This is a genomic window from Paenibacillus sp. TSA_86.1 (genome assembly GCF_052691815.1).
This window is the reverse complement of the sequence record NZ_JBQZGE010000001.1, coordinates 945452-969406: the sequence shown is the minus strand read 5'-3', so window position 1 is coordinate 969406 and position 23955 is coordinate 945452. Positions and strand designations below refer to the sequence as shown.

The 23955-nt window shown below is 44.8% G+C and carries 15 protein-coding genes and 1 tRNA gene; 3 read left to right on the top strand and 13 right to left on the bottom strand.

Features of this window, described 5'->3' with window-relative positions; translation table 11 throughout:
• Positions 1-8 precede the first annotated feature (8 nt).
• Positions 9-539: a hypothetical protein gene (locus tag ACUTVW_RS04470; protein WP_445644660.1), complete on the top strand. Its 531-nt coding sequence runs from the start codon at positions 9-11 to the stop codon at positions 537-539.
• A 94-nt stretch (positions 540-633) separates the two neighbouring features.
• On the opposite strand, the gene ACUTVW_RS04465 is transcribed toward ACUTVW_RS04470, so the two are convergent.
• A complete protein-coding gene (locus tag ACUTVW_RS04465; protein ID WP_445644659.1) occupies positions 634-8433 on the bottom strand; it encodes an immunoglobulin-like domain-containing protein in 7800 nt (2599 codons plus the stop codon).
• 399 nt (positions 8434-8832) lie between these two features.
• Between ACUTVW_RS04465 and ACUTVW_RS04460 the strand changes: the two genes are divergently transcribed.
• Positions 8833-11091 carry a sugar-binding protein gene (locus ACUTVW_RS04460; RefSeq protein WP_445644658.1) on the top strand — a complete coding sequence of 753 codons (2259 nt, stop codon included), beginning with the start codon at positions 8833-8835 and terminating at the stop codon, positions 11089-11091.
• Positions 11092-11227: 136 nt separating this feature from the next.
• Here the strand turns inward: ACUTVW_RS04460 and ACUTVW_RS04455 are convergent, their stop codons facing one another.
• The 5 genes from ACUTVW_RS04455 to nrdR form a co-directional block, all read right to left on the bottom strand.
• Positions 11228-11854, bottom strand: coding sequence for a type 1 glutamine amidotransferase family protein (locus ACUTVW_RS04455; protein WP_445644657.1), 627 nt, complete (start codon positions 11852-11854; stop codon positions 11228-11230).
• 107 nt (positions 11855-11961) lie between these two features.
• Complete coding sequence (locus tag ACUTVW_RS04450; RefSeq protein WP_445644656.1) at positions 11962-12924, bottom strand: helix-turn-helix transcriptional regulator; 963 nt, start codon at positions 12922-12924, stop codon at positions 11962-11964.
• Between the two features lie 571 nt (positions 12925-13495).
• Complete coding sequence (locus ACUTVW_RS04445; protein WP_445644655.1) at positions 13496-14785, bottom strand: hypothetical protein; 1290 nt, start codon at positions 14783-14785, stop codon at positions 13496-13498.
• A 412-nt stretch (positions 14786-15197) separates the two neighbouring features.
• Positions 15198-15270 (bottom strand) — tRNA-Ala (locus tag ACUTVW_RS04440).
• A 191-nt stretch (positions 15271-15461) separates the two neighbouring features.
• Complete coding sequence (gene nrdR / locus ACUTVW_RS04435; protein WP_445644654.1) at positions 15462-15929, bottom strand: transcriptional regulator NrdR; 468 nt, start codon at positions 15927-15929, stop codon at positions 15462-15464.
• Between the two features lie 115 nt (positions 15930-16044).
• Between nrdR and ACUTVW_RS04430 the strand changes: the two genes are divergently transcribed.
• Entirely contained in the window at positions 16045-16266 is a 222-nt protein-coding gene (locus tag ACUTVW_RS04430; RefSeq protein WP_017689472.1) for an alpha/beta-type small acid-soluble spore protein, read from the top strand.
• Positions 16267-16363: 97 nt separating this feature from the next.
• Here ACUTVW_RS04430 and ACUTVW_RS04425 read toward each other — a convergent pair whose 3' ends face one another.
• The 7 genes from ACUTVW_RS04425 to pstB form a co-directional block, all read right to left on the bottom strand.
• Positions 16364-16927, bottom strand: coding sequence for a lytic transglycosylase domain-containing protein (locus tag ACUTVW_RS04425; RefSeq protein WP_445644653.1), 564 nt, complete (start codon positions 16925-16927; stop codon positions 16364-16366).
• Positions 16924-17520 (bottom strand): dephospho-CoA kinase, encoded by a 597-nt coding sequence (gene coaE, locus ACUTVW_RS04420; RefSeq protein WP_445644652.1) that lies wholly within the window; start codon positions 17518-17520, stop codon positions 16924-16926. Before coaE ends, ACUTVW_RS04425 begins: the two co-directional genes overlap by 4 nt.
• Positions 17521-17549: 29 nt before the next feature.
• Positions 17550-18314: an MntP/YtaF family protein gene (locus tag ACUTVW_RS04415; RefSeq protein ID WP_445644651.1), complete on the bottom strand. Its 765-nt coding sequence runs from the start codon at positions 18312-18314 to the stop codon at positions 17550-17552.
• Positions 18315-18444: 130 nt separating this feature from the next.
• Positions 18445-19290, bottom strand: a complete 846-nt coding sequence (mutM, locus tag ACUTVW_RS04410) for a DNA-formamidopyrimidine glycosylase (RefSeq protein WP_445644650.1) — start codon at positions 19288-19290, stop codon at positions 18445-18447.
• Between the two features lie 60 nt (positions 19291-19350).
• Positions 19351-22005 carry a DNA polymerase I gene (gene polA / locus ACUTVW_RS04405; protein ID WP_445644649.1) on the bottom strand — a complete coding sequence of 885 codons (2655 nt, stop codon included), beginning with the start codon at positions 22003-22005 and terminating at the stop codon, positions 19351-19353.
• A gap of 248 nt (positions 22006-22253) precedes the next feature.
• Positions 22254-22913 carry a phosphate signaling complex protein PhoU gene (phoU, locus tag ACUTVW_RS04400; RefSeq protein WP_445644648.1) on the bottom strand — a complete coding sequence of 220 codons (660 nt, stop codon included), beginning with the start codon at positions 22911-22913 and terminating at the stop codon, positions 22254-22256.
• A 64-nt stretch (positions 22914-22977) separates the two neighbouring features.
• A complete protein-coding gene (pstB, locus tag ACUTVW_RS04395; protein ID WP_434751948.1) occupies positions 22978-23733 on the bottom strand; it encodes a phosphate ABC transporter ATP-binding protein PstB in 756 nt (251 codons plus the stop codon).
• Positions 23734-23955: the final 222 nt, after the last annotated feature.

Sequence of the window (23955 nt, the reverse complement as noted above, 5' to 3'; positions counted from 1 at the left end):
GGATGACAATGAGTACGCTTCAACCGATTATCCATGTCTTGCAACATTCGTCCGATGAAGACGTCATGGAACAGTTTTTCGGGTACGAGTCGTTAATATGGATTGATTGGAGAGAAGACGAGGGAGATATCATCCATTACTTTAACGGTCAACTGTCGGAATCTCACCAAATCAAGTGTGAAATTAACGAAATCGACAAACCAAGGGGCGTCGATATCGTGTTAAGTTCGAACGATCGAAAGCTTACAATTCCGTTCGCTGATGATCGGACTGATCGGGACAGCGCCATTCGAGCTATGCAGAAAATGATTGCTCCCCGGTATCAGATTCGATGGTTTATGGAGTCCCTGGGCAGTGACACGTTAGCATTTCTTTTATTGTCAACAGAACAGTGGACGGATCTGGAAAAGCGATTCGGGAAAGAAAAGCTGGAATTCTACTTTCAGCCGATAACGAGCGAGAGCGTTATGTTCTCACTCGGCATGGATGAGGCGTTCGAGCTAATAGAAACCAGGCAAAAAGCGCGCACCTCTGAATAGTCAACGAAAACTCGTTCTTGTACGCTAAGTTTCCCAGTGTTCCAAATAAAAACGCCATCACGTAATGTGATGGCGTTTCTCTATACTAATACACCTACATCAAACTCCATAAATTATAGATCATCACTACTGCTTCTGCACGGTTAGCATTTTTCTTCGGCGCAAACTCATCGTTACCTACACCGTTTATGATGCCCGCTCCTTGAATTGCCTCTACCGCTTGCTTCGCATAGTTTGCGATGTTTGCTTCATCCTTGAAGGCTGTAGTTTCAGCACTTGCTAATGCTAGTTGTTTCACTTGGATTGCCTTGTATACCATAACGGCCATATCTTCTCGCGTCACGTTCTCATGGACTCCGAAACTACCATCTGGTTTCCCGTTCACAATCCCCAGCTTCTGCGCGTTTGCGATATTTTCAGAGTACCATTCTCCTTGCTTCACATCACTAAAACTTGCGGCCTCGCTCTCAACCGATAACTCCAACATATTCATCAGCATGGTGATGAATTCTGCTCTTGTCACTTGACCCTTCGGATTAAAATCGCCATCGCCTACACCCTTCACAATGCCTCTTGCTCCCAATGCCCAGATCGCATCCGTCGCCCAGCCTTGGGTCACATCCTGAAAGCTCGTTGCAACATACGCTATCGTAAACTTGCTTAGACCCGTTGGCTTGAACTCTACTTGACCTGTCGCTGCATTATATTTACCATTCGTCACCACTCTTAGCTCTCCGTTGTCCTTCACATCGTATAGGATGACGTTGTTTGAATTTTCGGCAGCCTTTAGTGTGTATGGCAATGCAATCACTAGATCTTCTCTACCATCAAACGCTGTAAGCTTCGTACCATCTATCGTTAGCTTGATATCGTATACGACCTTACCATTCAACCCAGCTTGTGTGCCAGCTGGCAGTTGATTCGCTGCTATTTTCTTGATGGACAATTCTAACTTTTTCCCTGCACCTGCGCCTGTTCCTGTTCCTAGCCGTTCGGTTGCCAAGGTTACGACCGCTGAGCCTGTATTGATCTCGATACGATCTACCCTAGAAGTTCCACTTGTTAAGCGCGGATCTACCGCTAGCTCAACGGTTAGCTCGTTCAAGCTTTGATCACCATCGACTCGTACCTGCAGTTTACCACCTGTCGTTTGATCAAGCGCACGCTTCACTGTATCGGCACTTAACTTCACGTTAGAAGTACCGCTCTCATTAATAACTGGTTTAATGTTTATTTGACCGTTGTCCATCACCACTGGCCCACTTGCACCTGTAGCTGGTGGTACTGTAGGTGCAGGGATGTTACCGCCACCGCCACCATTTCCGTTACCACTGCTTGGTGCTTGCGGTGTCACTGTTACCATAGCACGGGATGATAAATTACCATCTACTGTAGTGACTGTAATGTTTGCTGTTCCTGGTGCAACCGCTGTCACTCGACCTGTCGCACTTACAGTAACTACAGCTGGATTACTTGAGCTCCAGGTTACTGCTTTTTTCGTTGCATTTGCCGGTGCGATCGTAGCTGTCAATTGCCCCGATTGACCTTCTGCGATGGTCAATGTTGTTTTGTCCAAGCTAATTCCTCTAACCGGTACGTTCTTCCCACTGAGTGCATCATACTCACTTTGTGTAATGGGAATGACCGTTCCGTGACGCGGACTAGCCGGTAAGTTGGAGTTAGAAGATACTGTCCACACACCTGATGCAAGATTGGTTGTCTCGAATGGAACATAACCTCTTCCACCAAACTCATCTACGAATAAATACCACTTTTCTTCTGTATTCGATTTGAAGATTGTTGGACCCTCAACCCATTTCATGTTACCCACGCCTTGATTAATCATCTTGAAGGTTGGATCCAGGATCGAGTCACCCACCTCCTGGAAAATCATCTTGCCAAATGGAGCAGTAGCTCCGTTGTCTCGTTCATCCTTCGTAAAACGATACACTTTTCCATCATGTTCAATCATTGTTGTATCAATGATGGAGTATCCATAATCCAAATATACTTGCGGTTCAGTAAACGTATAAAAATCTCTTGTCTTGCTATACATCATTTTTTGATAAGCACTGCCTGTATGGGATGCATCATCAAACATTCTTGATGCCCAAAATACGATATATTCGCCTGTTGTCTTGTCGTACATTATTTCCGGTGCCCAGGTATTACCTGCTTCTTCCGGTGCAACCTCTACCATGCGTTGATCTGTCCAGTTGACTAGATCATTCGATTCCCAAACCATAATGGAACGGCTGCCCCATGTCTGTGCTTTGCCCCAGTCACCATTTCCGTTAATTTTCAGATCGGTGGCGATCATGTAAAACTTGTCACCTTCAGGTGAACGAATAATAAACGGATCACGTACCCCTTTCTCTCCTAAAGTAGAGGTCAGTACAGGTTTACCCTCGTTCAATTCCCGCCAGTTCAACGGATCATTACCGTTGCTTAATGCAAAGTAAACTTGCTCCCCCGTTGAAGTACCTTCACCAGTGAAATATGTGAAAAAGTATCCTGCATATTTTTCATCAGCAGGCCGTTCCTTCACCTTCGCAATAAATTCCTTCGTAGTGGATGCTGAATTTAATGTAATCGTAGCTGTGAGCTTCACGTCTACATTTCCACTACCGTGCGCCGGACGTTTTACTTCACCAGTCACTGAAACAACGTTTGGTTGCACAGAAGCCCAAGTAATCGTTGTTCCATATCGTCCAGAGGCCGGTAATGAGAGATGACCTCTTACATCATGAATGTTATGAACAACTAGTGCTGCTTTTGCTTCATCTACAGCAGTGGCATCGCTCGGCAATGCCTTAACTATCAACGTGAAAGTTTTGTTAACTGTCTCAGTACCATCTGTAAATACCGCTGTTAACTTTACAACCTGATCGCCAGTTGCGTTAGCAGGTCTAGTTACGGCACCTGTAGTTGAGATCACATTGCCCTTATCTGAGGTCCAGCTTATTGTTGTGCCATAGGCACCTGATGTTGGCAAGGTTACATTGCTTATAATCGCATCTTTGGATGTATTCGAAGCAAGGAGATCATCGATCGTTAATTTCTCTGTCGCAGCTGCTACCAGCATGCCCTCCATCGAAGCAATCTTCTGATCAGCACGAACCTTAAGTGTTGTAATATCTGCCGCCGTCATAGCACCATCATAGATTTGGAAGTCTGCAATCAACCCGCCGAAGTATGGATCAGCTGTATAGAATGACTTACCGATGTATCCACTGCTGCCTGAAGTATTTTTGATTTGTTCTAGCGTCATTCCATTCGTTGAGCCTGATGCAACAGCAACACCATCAATATAAATTGTTAGTGTACCATCCTTGCCTGAAACAACAGTCGTAACCACTTTCCATTCATTATTCTTTAAGCCCGTGGTAGAAGTTGAAGACTCATTATTCCAGGCATTCGTCGCGATGCCTAAACGCGCTAGACCGTTAGCATTATAACGTGGTGTGAAATAGGTGTAGTGCGTATTATTATTCGGCCTTCCTAATGCATACAACCACTCCGCAGCATTTTTACCGCTCCAGTTCACAATCGATGAAACGGTGATATCCGTTAATCCATCAAGAACTCCTTGTGGCAGCTCTACATAAGAGTCCGCCCTGCCCCCGTTAAAGCTCAGCACACCAGCATCTTCTGTACGAATCCACTCTGCTTTAGACGGATTCATCCATTTCCCGTTGAAATTTCCGGTTTGGTCACTAACCGTCGCGTTCGCACGATCGATATCCTTCATGTCGTAGTGCAGAATGAGCTCAGCTCCAGATGGCTGCTCTACTGGAGGAGTAATGTCTTCATCTGCTAATATTGCAATCTCTTCACCGGATAATGCACGATTATAAATACGGAAATCATCCAATTTCCCATCAAATAGAGGATCAGAGCTATTTCTCGATTTACCAATATAATTCATCGTTGTTTCCAGTAACATTCTCGGCTCAACGTTAAATGTCGAGCTACGTTTAACCTCTTGACCATTCACATACAATACGGCCTCAAATTCATCCATAGTAATGGCAACATGTTGCCAAGTTTTCGTTGGTAATAGTCCGGCTTTTCTCACTGCATATTTATAATCCGACCCTAGTTTCGTGCTGTCATTGCTAAATTTCTCTGTAAAAGGGGTTACAACAGCGAACTCTAAACTACCTGAATCCCCTTGTGTACTCAGATACATGGTATTGCGGTTCACCTGTCTACCTGTTTCGGAAGCAAAATCAAATATTCTCTGATTGGCCTGATTTCTGTCCATTTGAACCCATGTTGAGAATGTAGCCTTCTCCAGATTCAAAGATTGAATCAAGTTATCGGGCAGCTTCACATATCCTGTTGACCCGTTAAGCTCTAGCGAAGCACCCGTTTTACCGATACGATCCTCTTCATTAATGGTTGCTCCACCTACGAGTGTTGCGTGATGGCCATTACCCGAAATGTCGTTTAACGTTGTACCATTCACCGTATCTGCATCAAATGAGTAATGTACAACCGGGTCTGTTGATGGTGCTGGGCCTTTCCATGCATACTTTTCTTGCAAAGCATTATACTCTGCACGTGAGATTGGAATCACCGTTCCGTGCCTTGGTCCTGGCGGAAGTGCATATTGATCACTACTTAACACATTGTTCATATATTGCGTGCTACTATCCAGATCCGTTGTATATCGTACATGATATGGCCATGAATCAAGGAACAGATACCATTTGTCTTTAGTAATATCTTTGAAAATCGTTTGTCCTTCGTTATTTCCATTTTTTCCGATCAAGCCAAGTTTATTATCGCGTGTACCCGGAACAGCGTCGTATTGAAGCCCATTGGCTGCAATACCATCCTTGTCATAATAGAAATTAGGTGCTTTTTCCACATACACTTTCGTATTCACTTCTGATTTGGTGAATCGGTACAACATATCATTATGCTCAATAAACGTTGTATCAATGGTTGGAAGCGACTCATCAATCATGACCTTTGGCTCTGAGAAGTTGTAGAAATCTCGTGTTGTTGCGTAGTACATCACATTGTACTGCCCTGCTGGTCTTCCGTTATAATCACCGTATGTCTCTGTGTTTTTCATTGAAGATGCCCAAAATACGATATACTCACCAGTTGCCTGATCATAGATCGCTTCGGGTGCCCACGTATTTCCTCCCGTCTTGGGAGCAACCTTGATCATACGCTGCTCGCTCCAGTTAACGAGATCCTCCGACTCCCAAATCATCATGTAATGACTACCCGTAATTTGAGCCTGGTCGAAATTCGTACTCTCACCCATTTTCAAATCGGTTGCAAGCATATAGAATTTATCACCTTCTGCTGAACGAATAATGAATGGATCGCGAAGTCCCTTTTCACCCATATTCGATTGAAGGATCGACTTCCCATTATTCAGTGCTTTCCAGAACAATGGGTCTTCGGCTGTAGCGAAGGAGATTTCTTCACCGCCCTCATATTCACCTGTAAAGTACGCAAAGAAGTACGCATCAAGCTGTACTGGCGCAGCTGCTTTTTTAACGGTAAGGTCAAACGTACGCTCTTTAGAAGCTGATCCATTCGTAATTGTAGCTGTTAACCTAACGGGTATATCCGTAGCTTGACGGCTTACCCAGCCCAGCTGTGTAGCATTTCCAGCCGCTTCGGCTGTTCCTTTAACAACAGTAGATTTGCTAGACGTCCACGTAATAGTGGAGCCTTGTTCCTCCGTAGTCACAAGACGTAAATTGCCTTTAACGTTGTCTGCATTGTAGATCTCTAATTGTTCAGCATCCAGATCAACCTTCTGCTGGTCATCGAATTGCTTCAAGATCGTAACAGGGAATACAGCCGATGTAGATACTCCCTGATACGTTAAAGTAGCTGTAAGCTCTGCTTGAACATCACTTGCTTGAGCATTTGGACGTTGTACAGCGCCGCTGTTAGAAATAACTGTAGGCTGACTGGAACTCCAAGTGATGTTTACGCCGTTTTTACCGCTTGTCGGTAAGGTAACGTTTTTCGTTATCTTATCCGCACTCTGATCAGCTTCGTCCAAGTACCGATCTATGCGAAGTTGATTCGCTGCATCATCAACAGTGAGCTGACGTATCTGGGAGATGTGAGTCACTGCTTCTTGTTGATATAACTCGCCCATTTCTTGCTCCGTCAACGCACGGTCATATACTCTGAAATCAGCCACGCTTCCTTGAAGATACGGATCATTCGCGAAGATGGACTTCCCGATAAAACCAGAGAACGTAGAATCCGGATTAATGATGTCTGACAGCTTGAGTCCCTTTGCATCACCTGAAGCAACCTTGACTCCGTCCACGAATAACGTGATCCTGTTGCTGGCTTCGGAGAAGGATACGGTTACATGCTTCCACTGTCCACCGATCAGGTTGGAATTTGCGCTACCTGTAAGTAATGCTTCGTTCGGCCAGCCATTTTTAGATATACCTGTAGCAATCATATTGCCTGATCCGCTACCGTGACGTGGGGTTACGAAAAAATATTTGTTCGTTTCCGGTGTTAACACCGTACCCAAACCGAAAATCCAGCGATTCGTACCATCATTCGTCCAGTTCACGATGGAAGATACGGTAATATCATTCAGACCTTGTAATAGGTCTAGTCCGTTTGAGCCCTTAGGGATCTCCACATATCCACTATTCGATGTAGAGTTTCCACCATTGAAGGAAATAAAGCCAACTTCACGATTTGAAATGAATTGTCCATGGTTTGCATTTTTAAAAATCCCATCAAATGTGACTTTCTTATTGGCGACATCCTTCAGTACGAGTTCACCGTTTACTTCTGTCGTCGTTTTCATGTTGTAATGAAGAATCAGATCATCATTTAGCAACTTTTCTTGAACGGTAATAGCTGAGTCATCCTTAGGCAATAAGGTAACGATAAACTCCTTCGTTGCTTGGCTCCCACCTAAAGAAATGGTTGCAGCTAGCGTCACTTGTTGCTCCATCTCTCGTAAAAACACTTCCCCGGTTGGACTTATCGCACTTTTATCACTGGAGGTCCATGATATCAATGCGCCATATTTATTGGCAGAAGGAAGTTCAAGCGATTCTGTAACGGCGGATACATCACCTAACGATAGCTCTTTTTTACTTTGTTGTACTTGCTTTTCATCGAGCGATTGTTGATATACTCCAGCGATATCTTCACCACTTAGTGCCTCTCCGTAAATTCTTAAATCTTGAAAGCTACCCGCAAAAGTAGCATCCCCTAGATAATTGGAGCGACCGATGTAAGCTTGCAGGTCCGTACCAAAACTGGCTGTTGTTTTGTCTTTGGCAGCCGTGCCTATACTTACACCGTTAATGTAACCTGTAACAGCGTGTTCTGTGATGACCGTAGTATAGTGAGTCCACTGACCTTCATACTGCGACGTAGAAGGGCCTGATACACCTACCTCAGTCGTCCACGGCTGGTCAACATTATTGCGATCTGTAAATACGGACTTAAAATCACCACTTGGATTCGATGGATTAAACATCCAGTAATTGGTTGGCAAATTATTTTCAGCTGCTGGTGTACCGTAGAATAATGCGGAGTAGTTCCCGCTTCCCGTGTTACTCTTGATCCATACAGAAATCGTTGTATTTTCTTGATCATCAAACAATCCCGTAGGAAGCTGTACGTAGTTCGTATTGCTATCTGTCCCTCCAGGCAGAGTAAGACCATCGGCATACGTGATATTGCCTACAGCCGTCCCATGCTTGCCATTACCTGATTGATCCAATGCATCTTCAAGCAATGGATAATGCGCCAACATCGTTGGTGTAATTAGGTCAGCTGAAGCTTGATTGTTAAATGGCATACCAAAACTAAAACAGCTACTGAAGGTTAACAGTAAAACCAAAGTGATGTTTGTCATTCGCTTTCGCATAGCATTCTTCCCCTCATTGAATATTCAGAAGCACACAAAACCATAGCTCGCTTTCAAACCAAGACCCCTTCACTCAAGAAACTAGAGGATCACCCCAAAATGAATACGCTTACATTTTTTCATATTACGTGTTCCGATATTTCAATTCAATGTACTATCATGTTAATAACGTGGACTTTTTTATTACAATTTGAAATTTGATGTGGACTGAAGCGTTGTCCCTATCCCTCGAAGTCATCGTTTTTATTCCAAAATATACTCTGCATTCAAATTAAAGGATTTAACCCCAGATAAACATAATATATATAGTTGTGCGCTTGTCAACTTGATAACGCTTCCAAATACGGATGCGAGTAAACCATGAGCGTACCGGATCAAAAAATAAGGAGGATTGCATCTATGCCAAAACGATTTAGAAAAATGCTCGCGTTCCTTTGTTGCTTGGTCATGGTGGCCTCGCTAATGCCTACGAGCTACGCTGCCGACAATGACAACATCGAGAGCTCAGCAGAAGCGAATGAAACAAAGGCCGCCATTTTTGGAACTCCCGAACTCGGGTCAAACGACCCCCTCTGGAGCCAAACCATGGAGCATCACATCAACAAAAGCACGGTACCCACCGACCCCAGACCCCATGCCACGGGTACAGCCAGAATCCTTTGGGATCATGAATACCTGTATGCCCGCGTAGTTGTGAATGATAGTAATCTATATCAGGGAGCTGGCGCAGATCATCGGTATGACAGCCTGGAGTTTTATGTGGGTACCGGAAACGGAGGCTCAAACCAATGGCGCGTCAGCTCGACGGGTGTATTTTCAGGGCAGGCCGCTCCAGGCAGAGCTGCATGGACCCAGATCACGGAAACAGGATACATTGTGGAGATGAGAATACCCAAAAGAAATTTGACCTTACAGGAGGGAATGCTTACCTTTGAGGTTTATATCAATAACTCGACAGAAAACGGTGCTGACCGCTATGAAGTCGTTTCCTCTTTTGGAATTCCAGACGCAGCTTATACCAGCTCTGATTCATTTACAGACAGCCTGCAGCTCATCTCGGCCAATGAAGTGGACACTAGATTATCCATTACCGCCACTGCCGGACCGGGCGGCTCAATCATGTCGAACCCACCCGGCGATGTGCTGAGAGTGGATCGGGGCTCTAACAAAGAAATTACGTTTACCCCCGATTCCGGTAAAGTTGTGGATACGGTAACGGTAGATGGCGAGAGCGTGACACCATCTGCTGGCACTTATACCTTTTCGAATATTGAGGCTAATCATACCATTCATGTGACATTCAAAAATGATCCGGACGCGGGCATACTTCCCTTTATCGTATGGAATGACAACTTCGCCAGTGGCGAGTACACTACGGCTGTTATCATTGATTTAGGCGAAGAGAAGGCGGCGATAGGCTCCGCGCTTAATCCGGACTTGTTTGCCTTATCGGCTAGGAATACGACCCTAAACGGTGAAGCAGTGACCTTTGAAGGACCACGCAAGATCACAAGGGTATACGCTAATGACGAACCTAAGGTACGAGGCTATGTGGGGCCGGTAAGCAATTCACCAGATTATCAGGACGGACTGGCGAGTGGCCGTTACATCGTCGTTGAGTCTGAATTTTATTCACAAAGCGGCGGCAATACAACACTAGATGGCAGTAGTAACTCGACAAAACAGGTTTACACCCTCATCCCCAAGGGTGAGATCGTACTAACAGAAGGGAATCCGCTTCAAAACGTAGTTTTTGAACAGGAAAAAGTTGTGAATCCCATCCTTGATAAGTTCACAACATTCACGGATAATTCGGTCAATCGTTCGCTCTACCTTCACAAGGATGAAGACGGTAACGTGATGAAAGGATTACCGCTGTATGTGTATACCCATGGCATGTCACGCGGCGGAACAAACGCAGCAGCCGACCAAAAAGCAGCCATGAAATCCGCCAACGGCTCCGTCGCTCTGATGAAAAAAATGGCACAGAATCCTGAAAAATACGCCAGCCACATCCTGAATATTTCCTATAACGGCGTATCCGTTCCTTCAACAGAGAATGTTAAGAAGGTCATAGACGCCCTGATTGCCAGCGGCGAAGTAAACCCTAACCGTGTTTACGCGGCGGGCTTCTCCTGGGGAGGCCAGTATACGAACAACTTAGTTAACAGCCACCCTGGTTTCTTCGCCGCCGCCGCACCTATGGCCCCGGTAAGCGGTTCACCGAACGCTAAGGACAATAACGCTCACACCACCCTGGCCTATTGGATGTTTTTAAATGCTCATAATGTTGGAAGCTACCAGACTAACCTCAATAATTTCATCAATACCAATATGCCGAAAATGGTCAATGCGAGGGCTTCACGCTTTGAAAGTAATGAAGTACTTACATGGCCCTACAATCAATTTGATCAACCGAATCTGAGGCCGAATCCTGCCAACACACCTGTTCTGGCTGATTATATAGCCCATGAAGTTGAAGCGGCGGTTCTTTATAACCAGATAACTATGGGAACTTGGACAATAGCTCCCACAGCACAGTCCTCTAACTTGCCAGCTTGGAACAATGACTACACCGATGTCTTTGATTGGATGTTCGCACAGCGAAAACCGGCCGTACCCGGTGCGCCGAGCGGCTTCAAACTGAACAATATCTAACCTAAAGTGGCCCCCTAAAGAACCATTTTAGCAAAAGTCCTTACTTTACTACCAATAAGAAGACAGATTTACGAAGCGATCCATCAAAGAAACGCCATCACATTGAAGTGGTGGCGTTTCTCTTTGAGTAGAGCTGTCATTGAATTGAATTCATTAATTCGTAGAAATGTTGAGGTTCATGCGTTTTATTAAGATGATACCATGCTTCTAATGTTTCTGGAGAAAACACATCTAGCGCTCTTAAAACATGAACAGAAAATTCAAGTGGAGCTACTCCGGAAGCGGTGATCAGTTTTCCATCGGTAACTGCAGATTCCAATTTGTAATATTCTTCGCCTGTGTAAGACGGACAAATCATTTTAAGGTAAGCCAGATCATTGCTTGTATGAAAACGTGAATCTAATAATCCTGCTTGAGCGAGTCCTATGGAAGCACCACAGATGGCTCCAACGACGATCCCTTCTTGTAGACACATCTCGGCAATTTTTAATATGGGCCTGTGAATATCCTCTGTCCATGTGTTTCCCCCTGGTAAAATTAGTGCATCTATACTGCTAATTCTGCACTCATCCACTTTAATGTCAGGTATTATTTTCAATCCGCCCATTGTAGTTACTGGAGTCTTTTCGATCCCAACGGTTACTATTTGTGCTGAAGCCAGTCCCTTTCTAAAGTATCTTCCTGAGTTCAGCTCGGCCGTTAAATGACCTATTTCCCAATCGGACATGCTGTCAAAAACATAAAGATATACTGTATTTTTCATTTTTAAATTTCTCCCTTTTCTTATCTATCAAGGACTACAATCCATCGATAATCACTGACTATCTCATTATAAAATAGCTTCACTGACATCTGCTGTCAGTGAAGCTATTATTGTTGATAATATTCCATTAACTCTGTTGCAACAGCAACAAGTCTGTCTTTCACACGCTGGGGTTCGATGATTCGAATGGATGTACCATAGGATAGGAGAAAATAAGGGACAGAATGATGAATGGATTTTTCCTCAAATAAAAAGATGGCTTGATTCAATGTTCGCTCTTGCAGATGATGGCCGAAAAACCAATGCATGCTTAGTTCATCTAACGCCTCTGGCCTGCCTTCGATCCTTAAACAAATTAACCCGTCCTTACCTACAAGATCAGGTAACAGGTTTTTCATAAAAAATTCACGGCTAGAAAAAGCTTCAGGACGCTTAAAGATTAGTTGAGTACGCTTGATTCGTAAAATCCGATCTACCCGGAAACTTCGTATTTCATTTCTTAAGTGGCAAAATGCAACCGTATACCATTTATTGTTCCAGTAAACGATTCCATAAGGATCGATCATCCTGTTCTTTGGCTTATCTTCATGGTTTGTACGGTAATCCATCTCTACAGTGATTTCGTTTTCTACAGCATGTTCCAATTCCGCTAATATGAGCTGACTTGAAGGGCTGACCATGCGGTTTATCACTTCAAATCCAGCTACATGTTTGTTTAGTTCGCTCTCCTGTTGCTCATTCGAATACATTTTCAACTTGGCTGTCGCATTCTCTAATGTCTCGCTCGATGGGTATCCAGCTTCTTTTGCAAAAACAGCAGCATGAAGGAGTGTCTTTTTTTCTTCGATATCAAATAGCAGAGGCGCTCTGATAAAATGATGCAACAGGCTATATCCACCATGATGACCTGCGTCGGATATGATCGGCACTCCACTAGAACATAGTGCATCAATGTACCGATAAACGGTTCTTATATTGACTTCTAACTTTTCGGATATTTGTTTTGCAGTTAACTTTTCTCCCGAATTTAACATCCATAGAATGGCTAACATATTATCATTTTTCGGCATAAGACAACCCTCCCCCCATATCATCATAATAGAAATTCCACATGCGTCAATTACATACATTCGTTATTAGCCACAGAGAAACAAATTTTCATCTGTGACATGAGAAACAATTGACTCCAACAAAAAAACGGCATTTCTGCCGTTTTTTTGTAACACTCTTATGAAACCTAAGGGGATCGCCCCCTTGACCTATCGCTGCCAGTGATGCTCTATACCACAATTGTTACTTAAGCAAATAATATTAACGCGGTCTATTGGGCTGTATTATACTCGCTTCCTTCAAAGTTCAGGATCTTATTAAAAATCACATAATTTCTACGACTCTTGAACGGCCCTTATTATGGGTCCTGCTAGATTACAGTCCCTATTTTTCCACAGTAAAAGCAACCACATGACGTTCTTTCTTTCTTGAAGTATGTAGTTTAGGGTGATCGAACTTTTGAGAGCTTCACTGGCAGAAATTCGCTCTTCTATGGACAGTCATTTTCACAACAATAACCCAGCGTGTAACTAAGTAAGTCAAAATGTAGTCTCGATTTCATCTATCTTTTTGAAGCATTTAAGCAGAATTCTATTTAGTAATAAAGTTAGAGATTATCTTAAGCAGACTAAATCGTGTATTCTTATGCGAAAGTGTGAGATATTGCTCAAGGACAGTATGAGAAAATATCGCTTCCTCCAGTGCTCTATGGAGAAATCTCTTAAAATTTATTAGTTCTTCTTCCAATTTACTTTCTGTATACTTTACTATGTCCTCGTAAGCAACCGAACCACCATATTTGTTATATTCTTCAACGAACTCATTTTTACTTAGCATACCATTATTAATTTTTTTGAATTTCATAAATCGATCAGATAAATATGAAATTTTCTCTAACCTATTTTCAATAGCCTTCCGAAATTTATCTCCTTCAATCAGTTCCCAATCAAGATGAGTTTCTCTATACAGTCCCAATTTAATTGTTTCATACCTCACACACTTGTTAATTCTCAGATAAATATAGCCAACTTTCAAATCAGAAATATCTTTTAAGACTTCATTTATCTTCTGTAGAGGAACTTGGAAAGACTCAAGCCCTTTGTAAATATCCTGAATGTTCTTGTACTGGAAATGTCTCCAAGACTCTTTCGTCTTTCGTTTTAACTTATTATCTTCAAATAAGTAATTATCAGTCTTCGTAACTAACTGACAATAAATATTCGGTAAAGAACTGATTTTAAGATTGAGTTCGGAAATATTAGTGTATGACCCGGTTCTAATTTTCCATAACTCGTTCTCAATAGTTTCCTGATATCTAATTACTTTTTCATACTTCTCCTCATTGACTTTCATCATAGCACGCCATTTAAATGAAGAGGAAGATAACCGTAAAAGGATCAGCAGAGAGAGAACAAACAGACTAAAACTAACAAAATCATTTACTTTCTCATACTCAAATTTTGTAAGGGCTAAGTAAACCTTATCAAAAGACAATTGTCTAAGCCAATTATAGCTTGCTATAGGGGCAGTAGGAAAATAGTACATAGCAATTGTACCCCAAATTACAAAATTAGTAGGGCTAACTGCAACCATGCTAATAAATAATGCACTTAAAGTACGAGATAGCACAATCGGGCTGTATTTATCTGACTTTTTAAACACATTGTCACTTGGCCAACTATATTGAAATAAGTGTGGTGAAATTTTATATAAAAGCTTGTCAAACAAATAGAACCATTCAGAGAGCAGTCTTATTGTAGAAATGGATCTTCTCTTTCTTGATAATTCATATAGATAAGCCAACAATTGGGATAAACTAATTATAAGCATATCATAAACTACCAATAAAACAGTCAAACAAACAAGCAAGAAACCATACATGAGCAGAATCCTCACAACTATCCAAGTGCCCAAGTTATCTATTAAAGAAATAACAAGAATTATGTATTCATAAACATTTAGAATGAATGACCACATCATTGAAGACCTCACTCACTGGAAGTATTTTAATTAATATAGACACCAAGCTACTATTTGTTTTAAAAACGTGCTACTCCATATGTTGTCTTTTCTAATATTATTTGATATTTCCATCTTATTTTCTTCATCGTCTGGTGTAAAATTTTTATTATGTTAACTTTAGCATTAGCTTCAGACTATGCGCTCTTATATGAAACGCATTTTGTGAACCCTTTCCCTACACGTCAGTCCACATAAACTAAAACTTGCAGTTTACTCCTCATACGCTTAAAACCCAAAAAGCCACCCCTTTCGGAGCGGCTTTTCCTTAGTATGGAGCCTAGGGGGATCGAACCCCTGACCTCATCGCTGCCAGCGATGCGCTCTCCCAGCTGAGCTAAGGCCCCAGGATATGAAGTTACATCTTGTCCAGCACTGCAAAAACTCATTTTACAGGCGACTTCTATATCATATAAAATCCCTTCTGGACTGTCAATACCCTTTTGAACCGCCGAAATCGTATGGAGAAGAACATTCATGTTGCGGGCACATATCAACGATAGCCCCCGGATTGCTCTTCTCCTTTTCCCCCACTACACTACTCCTCCAGTTCATCCTTGGACAGCAGTGATTTCAGTTCTTTCATAAACATGTTAATGTCTTTGAACTGGCGATATACAGAAGCAAAACGCACGTACGCCACCTCATCCACCGGAAACAGCTGCTCCATTAGCAATTCACCAATCTGACGGCTCTCTACCTCCGCTTCGGCTGTGTTACGCAGTGACTTCTCCACTTCAGATACCATCATCTCCAGCGTTTCCACCGATACCGGACGCTTCTCACACGCACGAATCAAACCACGGAGAATTTTGTCACGGCTGAACTCTTCCCGGCTGCCGTCCTTCTTAATGACGATCAACGGTGTTTCTTCAATCATCTCAAATGTTGTAAACCTTCTGGCGCACTGCTCGCATTCGCGGCGGCGGCGGATGGATTTGGATTCATTGGCTGGTCTCGAATCCAGCACTTTAGTGCCTAAATAACCACAATAAGGACATTTCAACTAAGATCACTTCCCACTTTTACTTTTTACCACATATTCCCTGAGCATATCTTGTAATGAAAATCGCATTCGCGACACATAATACTTTTACCAACCCGCGAGGAGGTGAACAGCAATGGCACAAAGCAACGGTAACTCCAATAACTTGGTTGTAACTAAAGCTTCCGCAGCTCTGGAGCAAATGAAATATGAAGTAGCTCAAGAACTCGGAATCAGCATTCCGCAAGACGGATACCAAGGTAACATGACTTCTTACGAGAACGGTTCGATCGGTGGATACATCACGAAGCGTCTGGTAACAATTGCAGAACAGCAATTGGCAGGTCAATACCAATAATTATCTGCATCGTAATACGTTACACAGAGGAGCATGGGGCGGCCGGTACACTACCGGTCTGCTCCGTGCTTTCTGTATCTCTTTTGCAGGCATCGCTCTAGAACGTATCGTAGATCTTCACATACTGATTATAATAGTAAATGACCCGTTGTACATAGTGGCGTGTTTCGCCAAAAGGAATATCCTTTACCGTTTCAAGTTTGCCATCCCATACACCGTTTTTCAACCAGCTGCTGACCTTCCCCGGTCCGGCATTATACGCGGCAATCATCACAATTTCGTTGCCATTAAACTGATCCGACAGATTCCGTAAATACCATGTTCCGAGTTGAATATTTCGCCCCGGTTCATGCTTTAATTCCTCCAGGGAAGTATCAGGAATCTTGGCTTGCTCCAAAATCCAATTTGCCGTATCTGGCATAAGTTGCATGAGTCCGATCGCACCGCGCTTGGATTCCTTGCTCGTCTTGAAATTGGTCTCTACCCTGATAATCGAAGCGATTAGAAACGGATCCACCTCATAACTCTGAGATTGGGCCCGAATCTCTTCCTTATATTCAATCGGGTAAAACCATGTCATCCAGTTGCTGTTTAGAAATAACACAAGTACAAAGGAAACAAACATAATCAACAATACACGCTTTTTACGCAATATTTTCATAACAAGCCCTTATGCGTTAAAAAAGATTGCAATTGCTGCTCCGTCTGCTCCCATGAACCGCTGTTATCAATGACGATATCTGCCCGCTCTTTTTTTCGTTCGATATCCATCTGTGCCGCAATGCGCGCTTCCGCATCAGCACGGTTCATCTGATCCCGACTCATCAACCGTTCCAGTTGTACTGCTCTCGGGACATACACAACCATAACTTCCGCAAAACCATCTTCAAGGCCCGACTCGTACAGCAATGGAATATCCGATACCACCAGCTTGTCCGGGTGGTTTAATTCATATGCAGTTGCCCTGTCACGCATCTCCTTACGTATGGCCGGATGAGTAATGGCCTCAAGCGCTTTACGTTCCTCCGGTTGCTGAAAAACAATACTTCCCAACTTTTTCCGATCCAGCGTTCCGTCCTCATTTAGTATCGCTTGTCCAAACCGCTGAACAGCGGCAGCCAAAACGGGATGCCCAGGCAACATGACTTCCCGGGCAATAACATCTGCATCGATGAGCAGCGCTCCCTTACTGGCCAGATAGGCGGAAACACTGCTTTTGCCTGTTGCGATTCCGCCCGTTAAGCCTATATTCATCGTCTCACCTCATAACACTTAATTACTCCTCAAAACAACTTGAATATTCCCATAATCATTAACATCAGAGCTGGCAGAATCGAAAGCTTCTGCATCCAGCGCTGTGCTGCAAAACGTAATCCAACCTTCAACCCAACGGACAGAAAGGCTCCGCTGAACAATGCAATTACGAGTGCCGTCCACAGCGTAGGGAAGCCAAGCAACGCCGCACCTAGCCCTGCTCCGAAAGCATCAAGTGACAACGCAATCCCCAGCCACATCGCCTCTTGAGCCGAGATACTACCTGAATTATCCATGTCTGCTTTGGACGGGCTACGCAGGATTTGAATGACCACGCCAAGCTTGCGCAGTTCAAGTGTAAACACCATTCGTTCCACCGACCCATCCGTTGGCGAAGGCTGCACCTCCAGGACCATCAATTGATTCTTGGCTCCAGATGTCAGACCTGAATCTGTTGTCCCGCTTCCCTGAACCACCTTTTCCTGCGACACTCCGCTCTCTGTATCTTCATGTTCTTTACCTCGCCGTAGAATCAGTTGCAAGAGCGACCACGCACCGATCACAATCAGAATGACAGCTCCCACTATCGAAGCCACACCTGGTGACACGACATGAGATAATAACACCCCAACCTGCATAGACAATGCGATAACCAATCCCGAACAAAGTGAAATAATAGCAATGGATAAGAGCGGAATCTTGGTCCTCCGAAGTCCATATGTAATTCCAACTCCGAAACCATCTAAACTCACTGCAAAAGCAAGCGCCAGTAATGAAATAAAATGATGCAGCACCCCGGATTCCTCCCCTGTGCGGTACGTGCCAACTGATGATGTCAGTATGGGTATATGCCCGCTTATTTCTGCCATATCAGTATATGGAGGGAGGAATCCAAGGGTGCTATGATTTCATCATTTCATTGATTCAGTTCAGGTTAGAGAGATCAAGTCGCTGACAATTCGGGCAAAAATGCGTCCCGCGTCCGCCAACGACACTTTTTTCAATCAACGTGCCACAGGTGTGGCAAGGCTCCGCTTTACGGCCATATATTTTCAGCTGATGCTGGAACATGCCCATCTCGCCTTGTCCGTTGACATACGACTTGATCGAGGAGCCCCCGGCATTCACCGCATCCTGCAACGTAGCCACAATGGCTTCGTGCAGCACCTCCAGCTGTGCCTCAGTCAGCGTCTTGGCAATCGTCTCCGGATGTATACCTGCACGGAAGAGTGCCTCGTCCACATAAATATTCCCGATCCCGACGACATATGCCTGATTGAGCAAAACGGCTTTGATTTTGGTGGTACGTTTCCCCACTGCTTCAGCGAACGCATTCACGGTAAAAGCTTCATCCAGCGGTTCCAATCCAAGCTTCATTAGTGGTTTCGAAACCAGTTCTTCGCCTGCACTGAACAGATGCATCGTTCCAAACTGACGAACATCCTTATATCGCAATTCCGTACCATCATTGAAGTGGAAGATGACATGGGTATGTTTCTCTACCTCTTCGTCCTGATGGTACACCCCGTAACGTCCCTCCATCCGCAGATGGGAGACCAGCACAAGCCCGTCCAGCAAAATACGTAAAAACTTGCCCCGGCGCTCAACACTAATCACGGTATGTCCTGCCAGTTCCAGTGCAAATGCTTCTATATCATCAGGCCGCTGAATAATCCGCGGCAAATTAACGGTAACATGATCAATGGTTTTGCCTACAATAAGTTGATTCAATGTTCTTCTGACTGTTTCGACTTCCGGTAGTTCCGGCATGATGTTCTCACCTCCCTTATATTATAACGGAAGATGACGCTCAGCGGGACCCTTTCTTATCTATTTTGCCTCATACCAGTTCTCACCAAAGCTAACTTCAGCTTTTAGCGGAACCGACAGCGAGAGCGCCTTTTCCATGACTGAAGGCACAAGCTCCTTCATCAGTTCCAGTTCATCCGCCGGTACTTCAAACACGAGCTCATCGTGCACCTGAAGCAGCATACGGCTCTGAAGATTGCGTTCCCGCAGCGCCTCATCCATCTGTACCATCGCCAGCTTAATGATATCAGCCGCAGTACCTTGAATGGGTGTATTCATCGCCGTACGTTCCGCGAAGGAACGCAAATTGAAATTGCTTGCGTTGATTTCGGGCAAATAACGGCGACGTTCCAGCAATGTTTTCACATAACCGTCCTGCCGTGCTTCCTTCACGATATCATCCATATAACGACGCACACCCTGGAATACTTCGAAGTATTGATCGATGAACTGTGCCGCTTCTTTCCGTGTAATGTGCAAATTTTGAGAAAGGCCGTAATCACTGATCCCGTATACGATTCCGAAATTAACCGCCTTGGCGGAACGACGCATATCACTGTCCACATCCTCCGGCTTCACGCCGAATACATCGGAAGCAGTCTTCGTATGGATATCCATATCTTGCACAAAAGCTTCTTTCAACCGCTCATCATCTGAGATGTGTGCAAGTACACGCAACTCAATCTGGGAGTAATCGGCTGCCAGTATAGACCAACCCGGCTCGGACGGCACAAAGACCTTCCGAATTTTGCGTCCTTCCTCCATACGGATCGGAATGTTCTGCAAGTTCGGGAACTGGCTGCTCAGCCGTCCTGTCGCTGCAATGGTTTGACGATAGAAGGTATGCACCTTACCATCCCGACTCGATATCTCTTTGAGCAAACCTTCCACATACGTAGATTGCAGCTTGGCAAGCTGGCGATATTGCAAAATATGCTGCACCACATCGTTGTAAGGGGCCAGCTTTTCGAGCACCTCCGCATCGGTGGAGTAGCCTGTTTTTGTTTTCTTCACGACAGGAAGGCCCAACTTGTCAAACAAAATCTCGCCGAGTTGTCTTGGTGAATTCAGATTGAACTCCGTGCCGGACAACTTGTAGATTTCCGCCATCAGTTTGCCGATCTGTCCTTCAAACTCACTACCAAGCGCTTGCAGGTCAGCTGTGTTGGCCTTGATGCCCTGCTTCTCCATGTCAGCAAGAATACGAGATAACGGCATCTCGAGTTCATGGAACAGCGAGTTCATCTCATCGCTCTCCAGCGCTTGTTCCTGAAGCGGGATAATCGCGGCCAGCGCAGCGGCTTTCCGGCACAGAAAATCGCTCAGAACATCCGCATCAGGCACTTTGTATTTCGCGCCTTTCCCCAGAACGGTATCGTCTTCAACCAGCGAAGGCAACCCATACTTGGAAGTCAGCCCGCTAATCGTCTGATTCGACTCCGTTGGATCAAGCAAATAGGCAGCCAGTTGCACATCAAATGCTGCACCGGCGAATTCAATACCATGTGCATGCAAAGCCAAATCCACGCGATGCAGATCATATCCACGCTTCGGCTGCTCGGCACTTGCAAGCCATTCTCGTACAGGAGCCGCCGCACCCGACTGTAACAATTCCGGAGATATGAACGTATACTTCTCCCCGGCACCCACCGCAAGACCGATTAGCTTCGCCTGATGCGGGTTATCTCCATGCGTCTCCACATGAAGCACGTCAATCGAGCCCAGTACATCCATCAGTTCTCCAAGGTTTTCTTCTGTTGCAATGGTAGATTCCACTTCTGCAGCCGGAATAGCCTCTTGCTCGGAAGCAATGCTGCCGCTAAAGGACAAACGCTCCAGCAAAGACTTAAACTCCAGCTTGGCCAGTGCAGGTCCAGCACTCGCTTCCTTCAATCCGTCAAACTGCATATCCTCCCACGTCTGCTCCAGCGGAACCTCGCGGTGAATGGTCGCAAGCTGTTTACTCATTCTTGCATCCTCGGCGTGAGCTTCAATCTTTTCCTTCATCTTGCCCTTCAGTTCACCCGTGCCGTTCAGCACCTCTTCCACCGAACCGAACTGATGCAGCAGCTTCAGCGCCGTTTTCTCCCCTACACCTGGAATACCCGGAATATTATCGGAAGCATCCCCCATCAGACCCTTCAGATCAATAATCTGCAACGGCGTCAGACCGTAACGTTCCTTAATCTGAGCAGGATCATACAGCTCGATCTCCGTAACGCCTTTGCGCGTCAATCCAATATGTACATGGTCCGAAGCGAGCTGCAGCATATCTTTGTCACCTGATACCACCAGCACCTGTCTGCCCACTTCATCCGCACGTTTGGTCAGCGTCCCGATAATATCATCTGCCTCATAACCAGCCAGTTCGAATTGCGCAATCCCGAGTCCTTGCAACAGTTCTTTCAGCAACGGAAACTGCTCGGACAACTCCGATGGCGTTTTCTCACGACCGCCTTTATAATCCTGATACCCTTCGTGGCGGAAGGTGATCTTACCCGCATCAAATGCCACCATCACATGCGTAGGCTTGTGTTCTTCCAGCAAGCGCAGCAGCATCGTCGTAAAGCCGTATACCGCGTTCGTATGCAGCCCTTTCGAATTGGTCAGGGGAGGCATAGCAAAAAACGCCCGATAAATAATGCTATTTCCATCTATAAGAATAAACTTGTCCATTCCAGCACCTCGCGTATCATATGGTCAGACTTGCACTTACATACCTACTCTCATGATACCATACCTGCCACCTACAACAAAAAAACTTCAAAACCCTTTTCCCCGCTTTTCTTCTGCAAAAAAAGAACCTCCTTCCCAGTCAGCCTGTGCACAGGCCAGTCGGAAGAAAGTTCCTCATTTCGATCATCAACTCTTATCTTGTATGTGCATGTTTCACGGCTTGTGCAGCAGAGCCTGCCCCCGATAACTTATTGGTTCAGGTCCGGGCGTTGACCCGTAACCAGATACACGGTGCTCTCGCCAATGTTGGTCGCATGGTCACCGATACGTTCAATGTAACGTCCAACCATCAACAGCAACATGGCTTGTGATGCATTCGTTGGCTGATCGGTCATTAACGTATAGAGATCTCGGATCATGTTACTGTACAGCTGATCCACCTGATCATCCGTTTGTGCCATTTTATAGGCCAGATCCGTATTTTCCTTCAGATAGGATTCAATGGATTCATCAATCATAGATTTCACCACTTCCGCCATACGTGGAATGTCCACCAGCGGCTTAATCAGCTCTTGCCCTTCCATACGGATGGTCACCTTAGCCACATCGAGGGCCAGATCACCCATACGCTCCAAGTCACTGGAGATTTTGAAGGCCACAATAATGCGTCTTAAATCCTTGGCTACGGGCTGCTGTGTAATAATCAGCTTGGAACCCAGCTCCATGATTTTGTCCTCAAGAGCATTGAGATTCGCATCATTCTTAATAATGACCTGAGCCTTCTCCACATCCAATGTCTGCAAACTCTTAATAGCACCGTCCAGGGCATTTCCTACATGTTCCCCCATTTGTTTAAGTAGGGTGCGAAGTTCTTCCAGCTCCTGATCAAACTCTTTTCTGCGAATCATAAGTTTCATGTCCTCCTTCTCTATCATCTCCGGGTAAACCGGGATCGTTCTTATTCAGCTCGCCTTAACCAAACCTGCCGGATATATAGTCCTCGGTCCGGGAATCTTGCGGTGTGGAGAATAACGTCTCCGTATCAGCTGCCTCCACCACTTCGCCATTCAGGAAAAACACGGTGCGTCCAGATACTCGCGCAGCCTGGTGCATATTATGCGTAACCATGACGATGGTATATTTATGATGCAACTCTTTGACCAATTCCTCGATTTTCAGCGTGGAGATGGGGTCGAGTGCCGAAGTTGCTTCGTCCATCAGCAGCACATCCGGCTGTACGGCCAGTGCACGTGCGATGCACAGACGTTGTTGCTGTCCGCCAGACAGACTTAACGCCGACTTTTTCAGTACATCCTTCACTTCATCCCACAGTGCCGCGTGAACCAAACTTTGCTCAACGAGCTGATCCAGTTCTGCCTTTTGGCTTACACCGTGCAGACGCGGTCCGTACGCTACGTTATCATAAATGGATTTGGGAAAAGGATTCGGCTGTTGAAATACCATGCCTACCCGTTTCCGTAACGTCTCCACCTCAATCTCATTACTGTAAATATCCGAACCGTTCAGCATAACTTGTCCTTCCACACGAACACCCGGAATCATGTCATTCATCCGGTTCAATGTGCGGAGTAATGTCGATTTACCGCAACCTGACGGCCCGATAAACGCCGTAACGGTCTTCTCCGGCAGGTCCATCGATATATTTTTAAGCGCATGATGCGTGTCATAGTATAAATTAAGTCCATCAATATGAATGAGGTCTTTCATGGATGTTCACTTCTCCTTCGCTGCAGGGATCATCGGATTCCCTTTACGTTGAGACCAGCGCCAATACGCTCTACCCGTTAGCACGGTCATCTTTAATATCCTAACGTAACATTGTAAAAACAGTACCACCTTCATGTTAACGGAATGTAAAAAACACCTGAAGAAGACCTCGGCCGTTAGTTCAAAGTCCCGGGTCTCTCTTTTTTTGCTTTTGCAATTTTC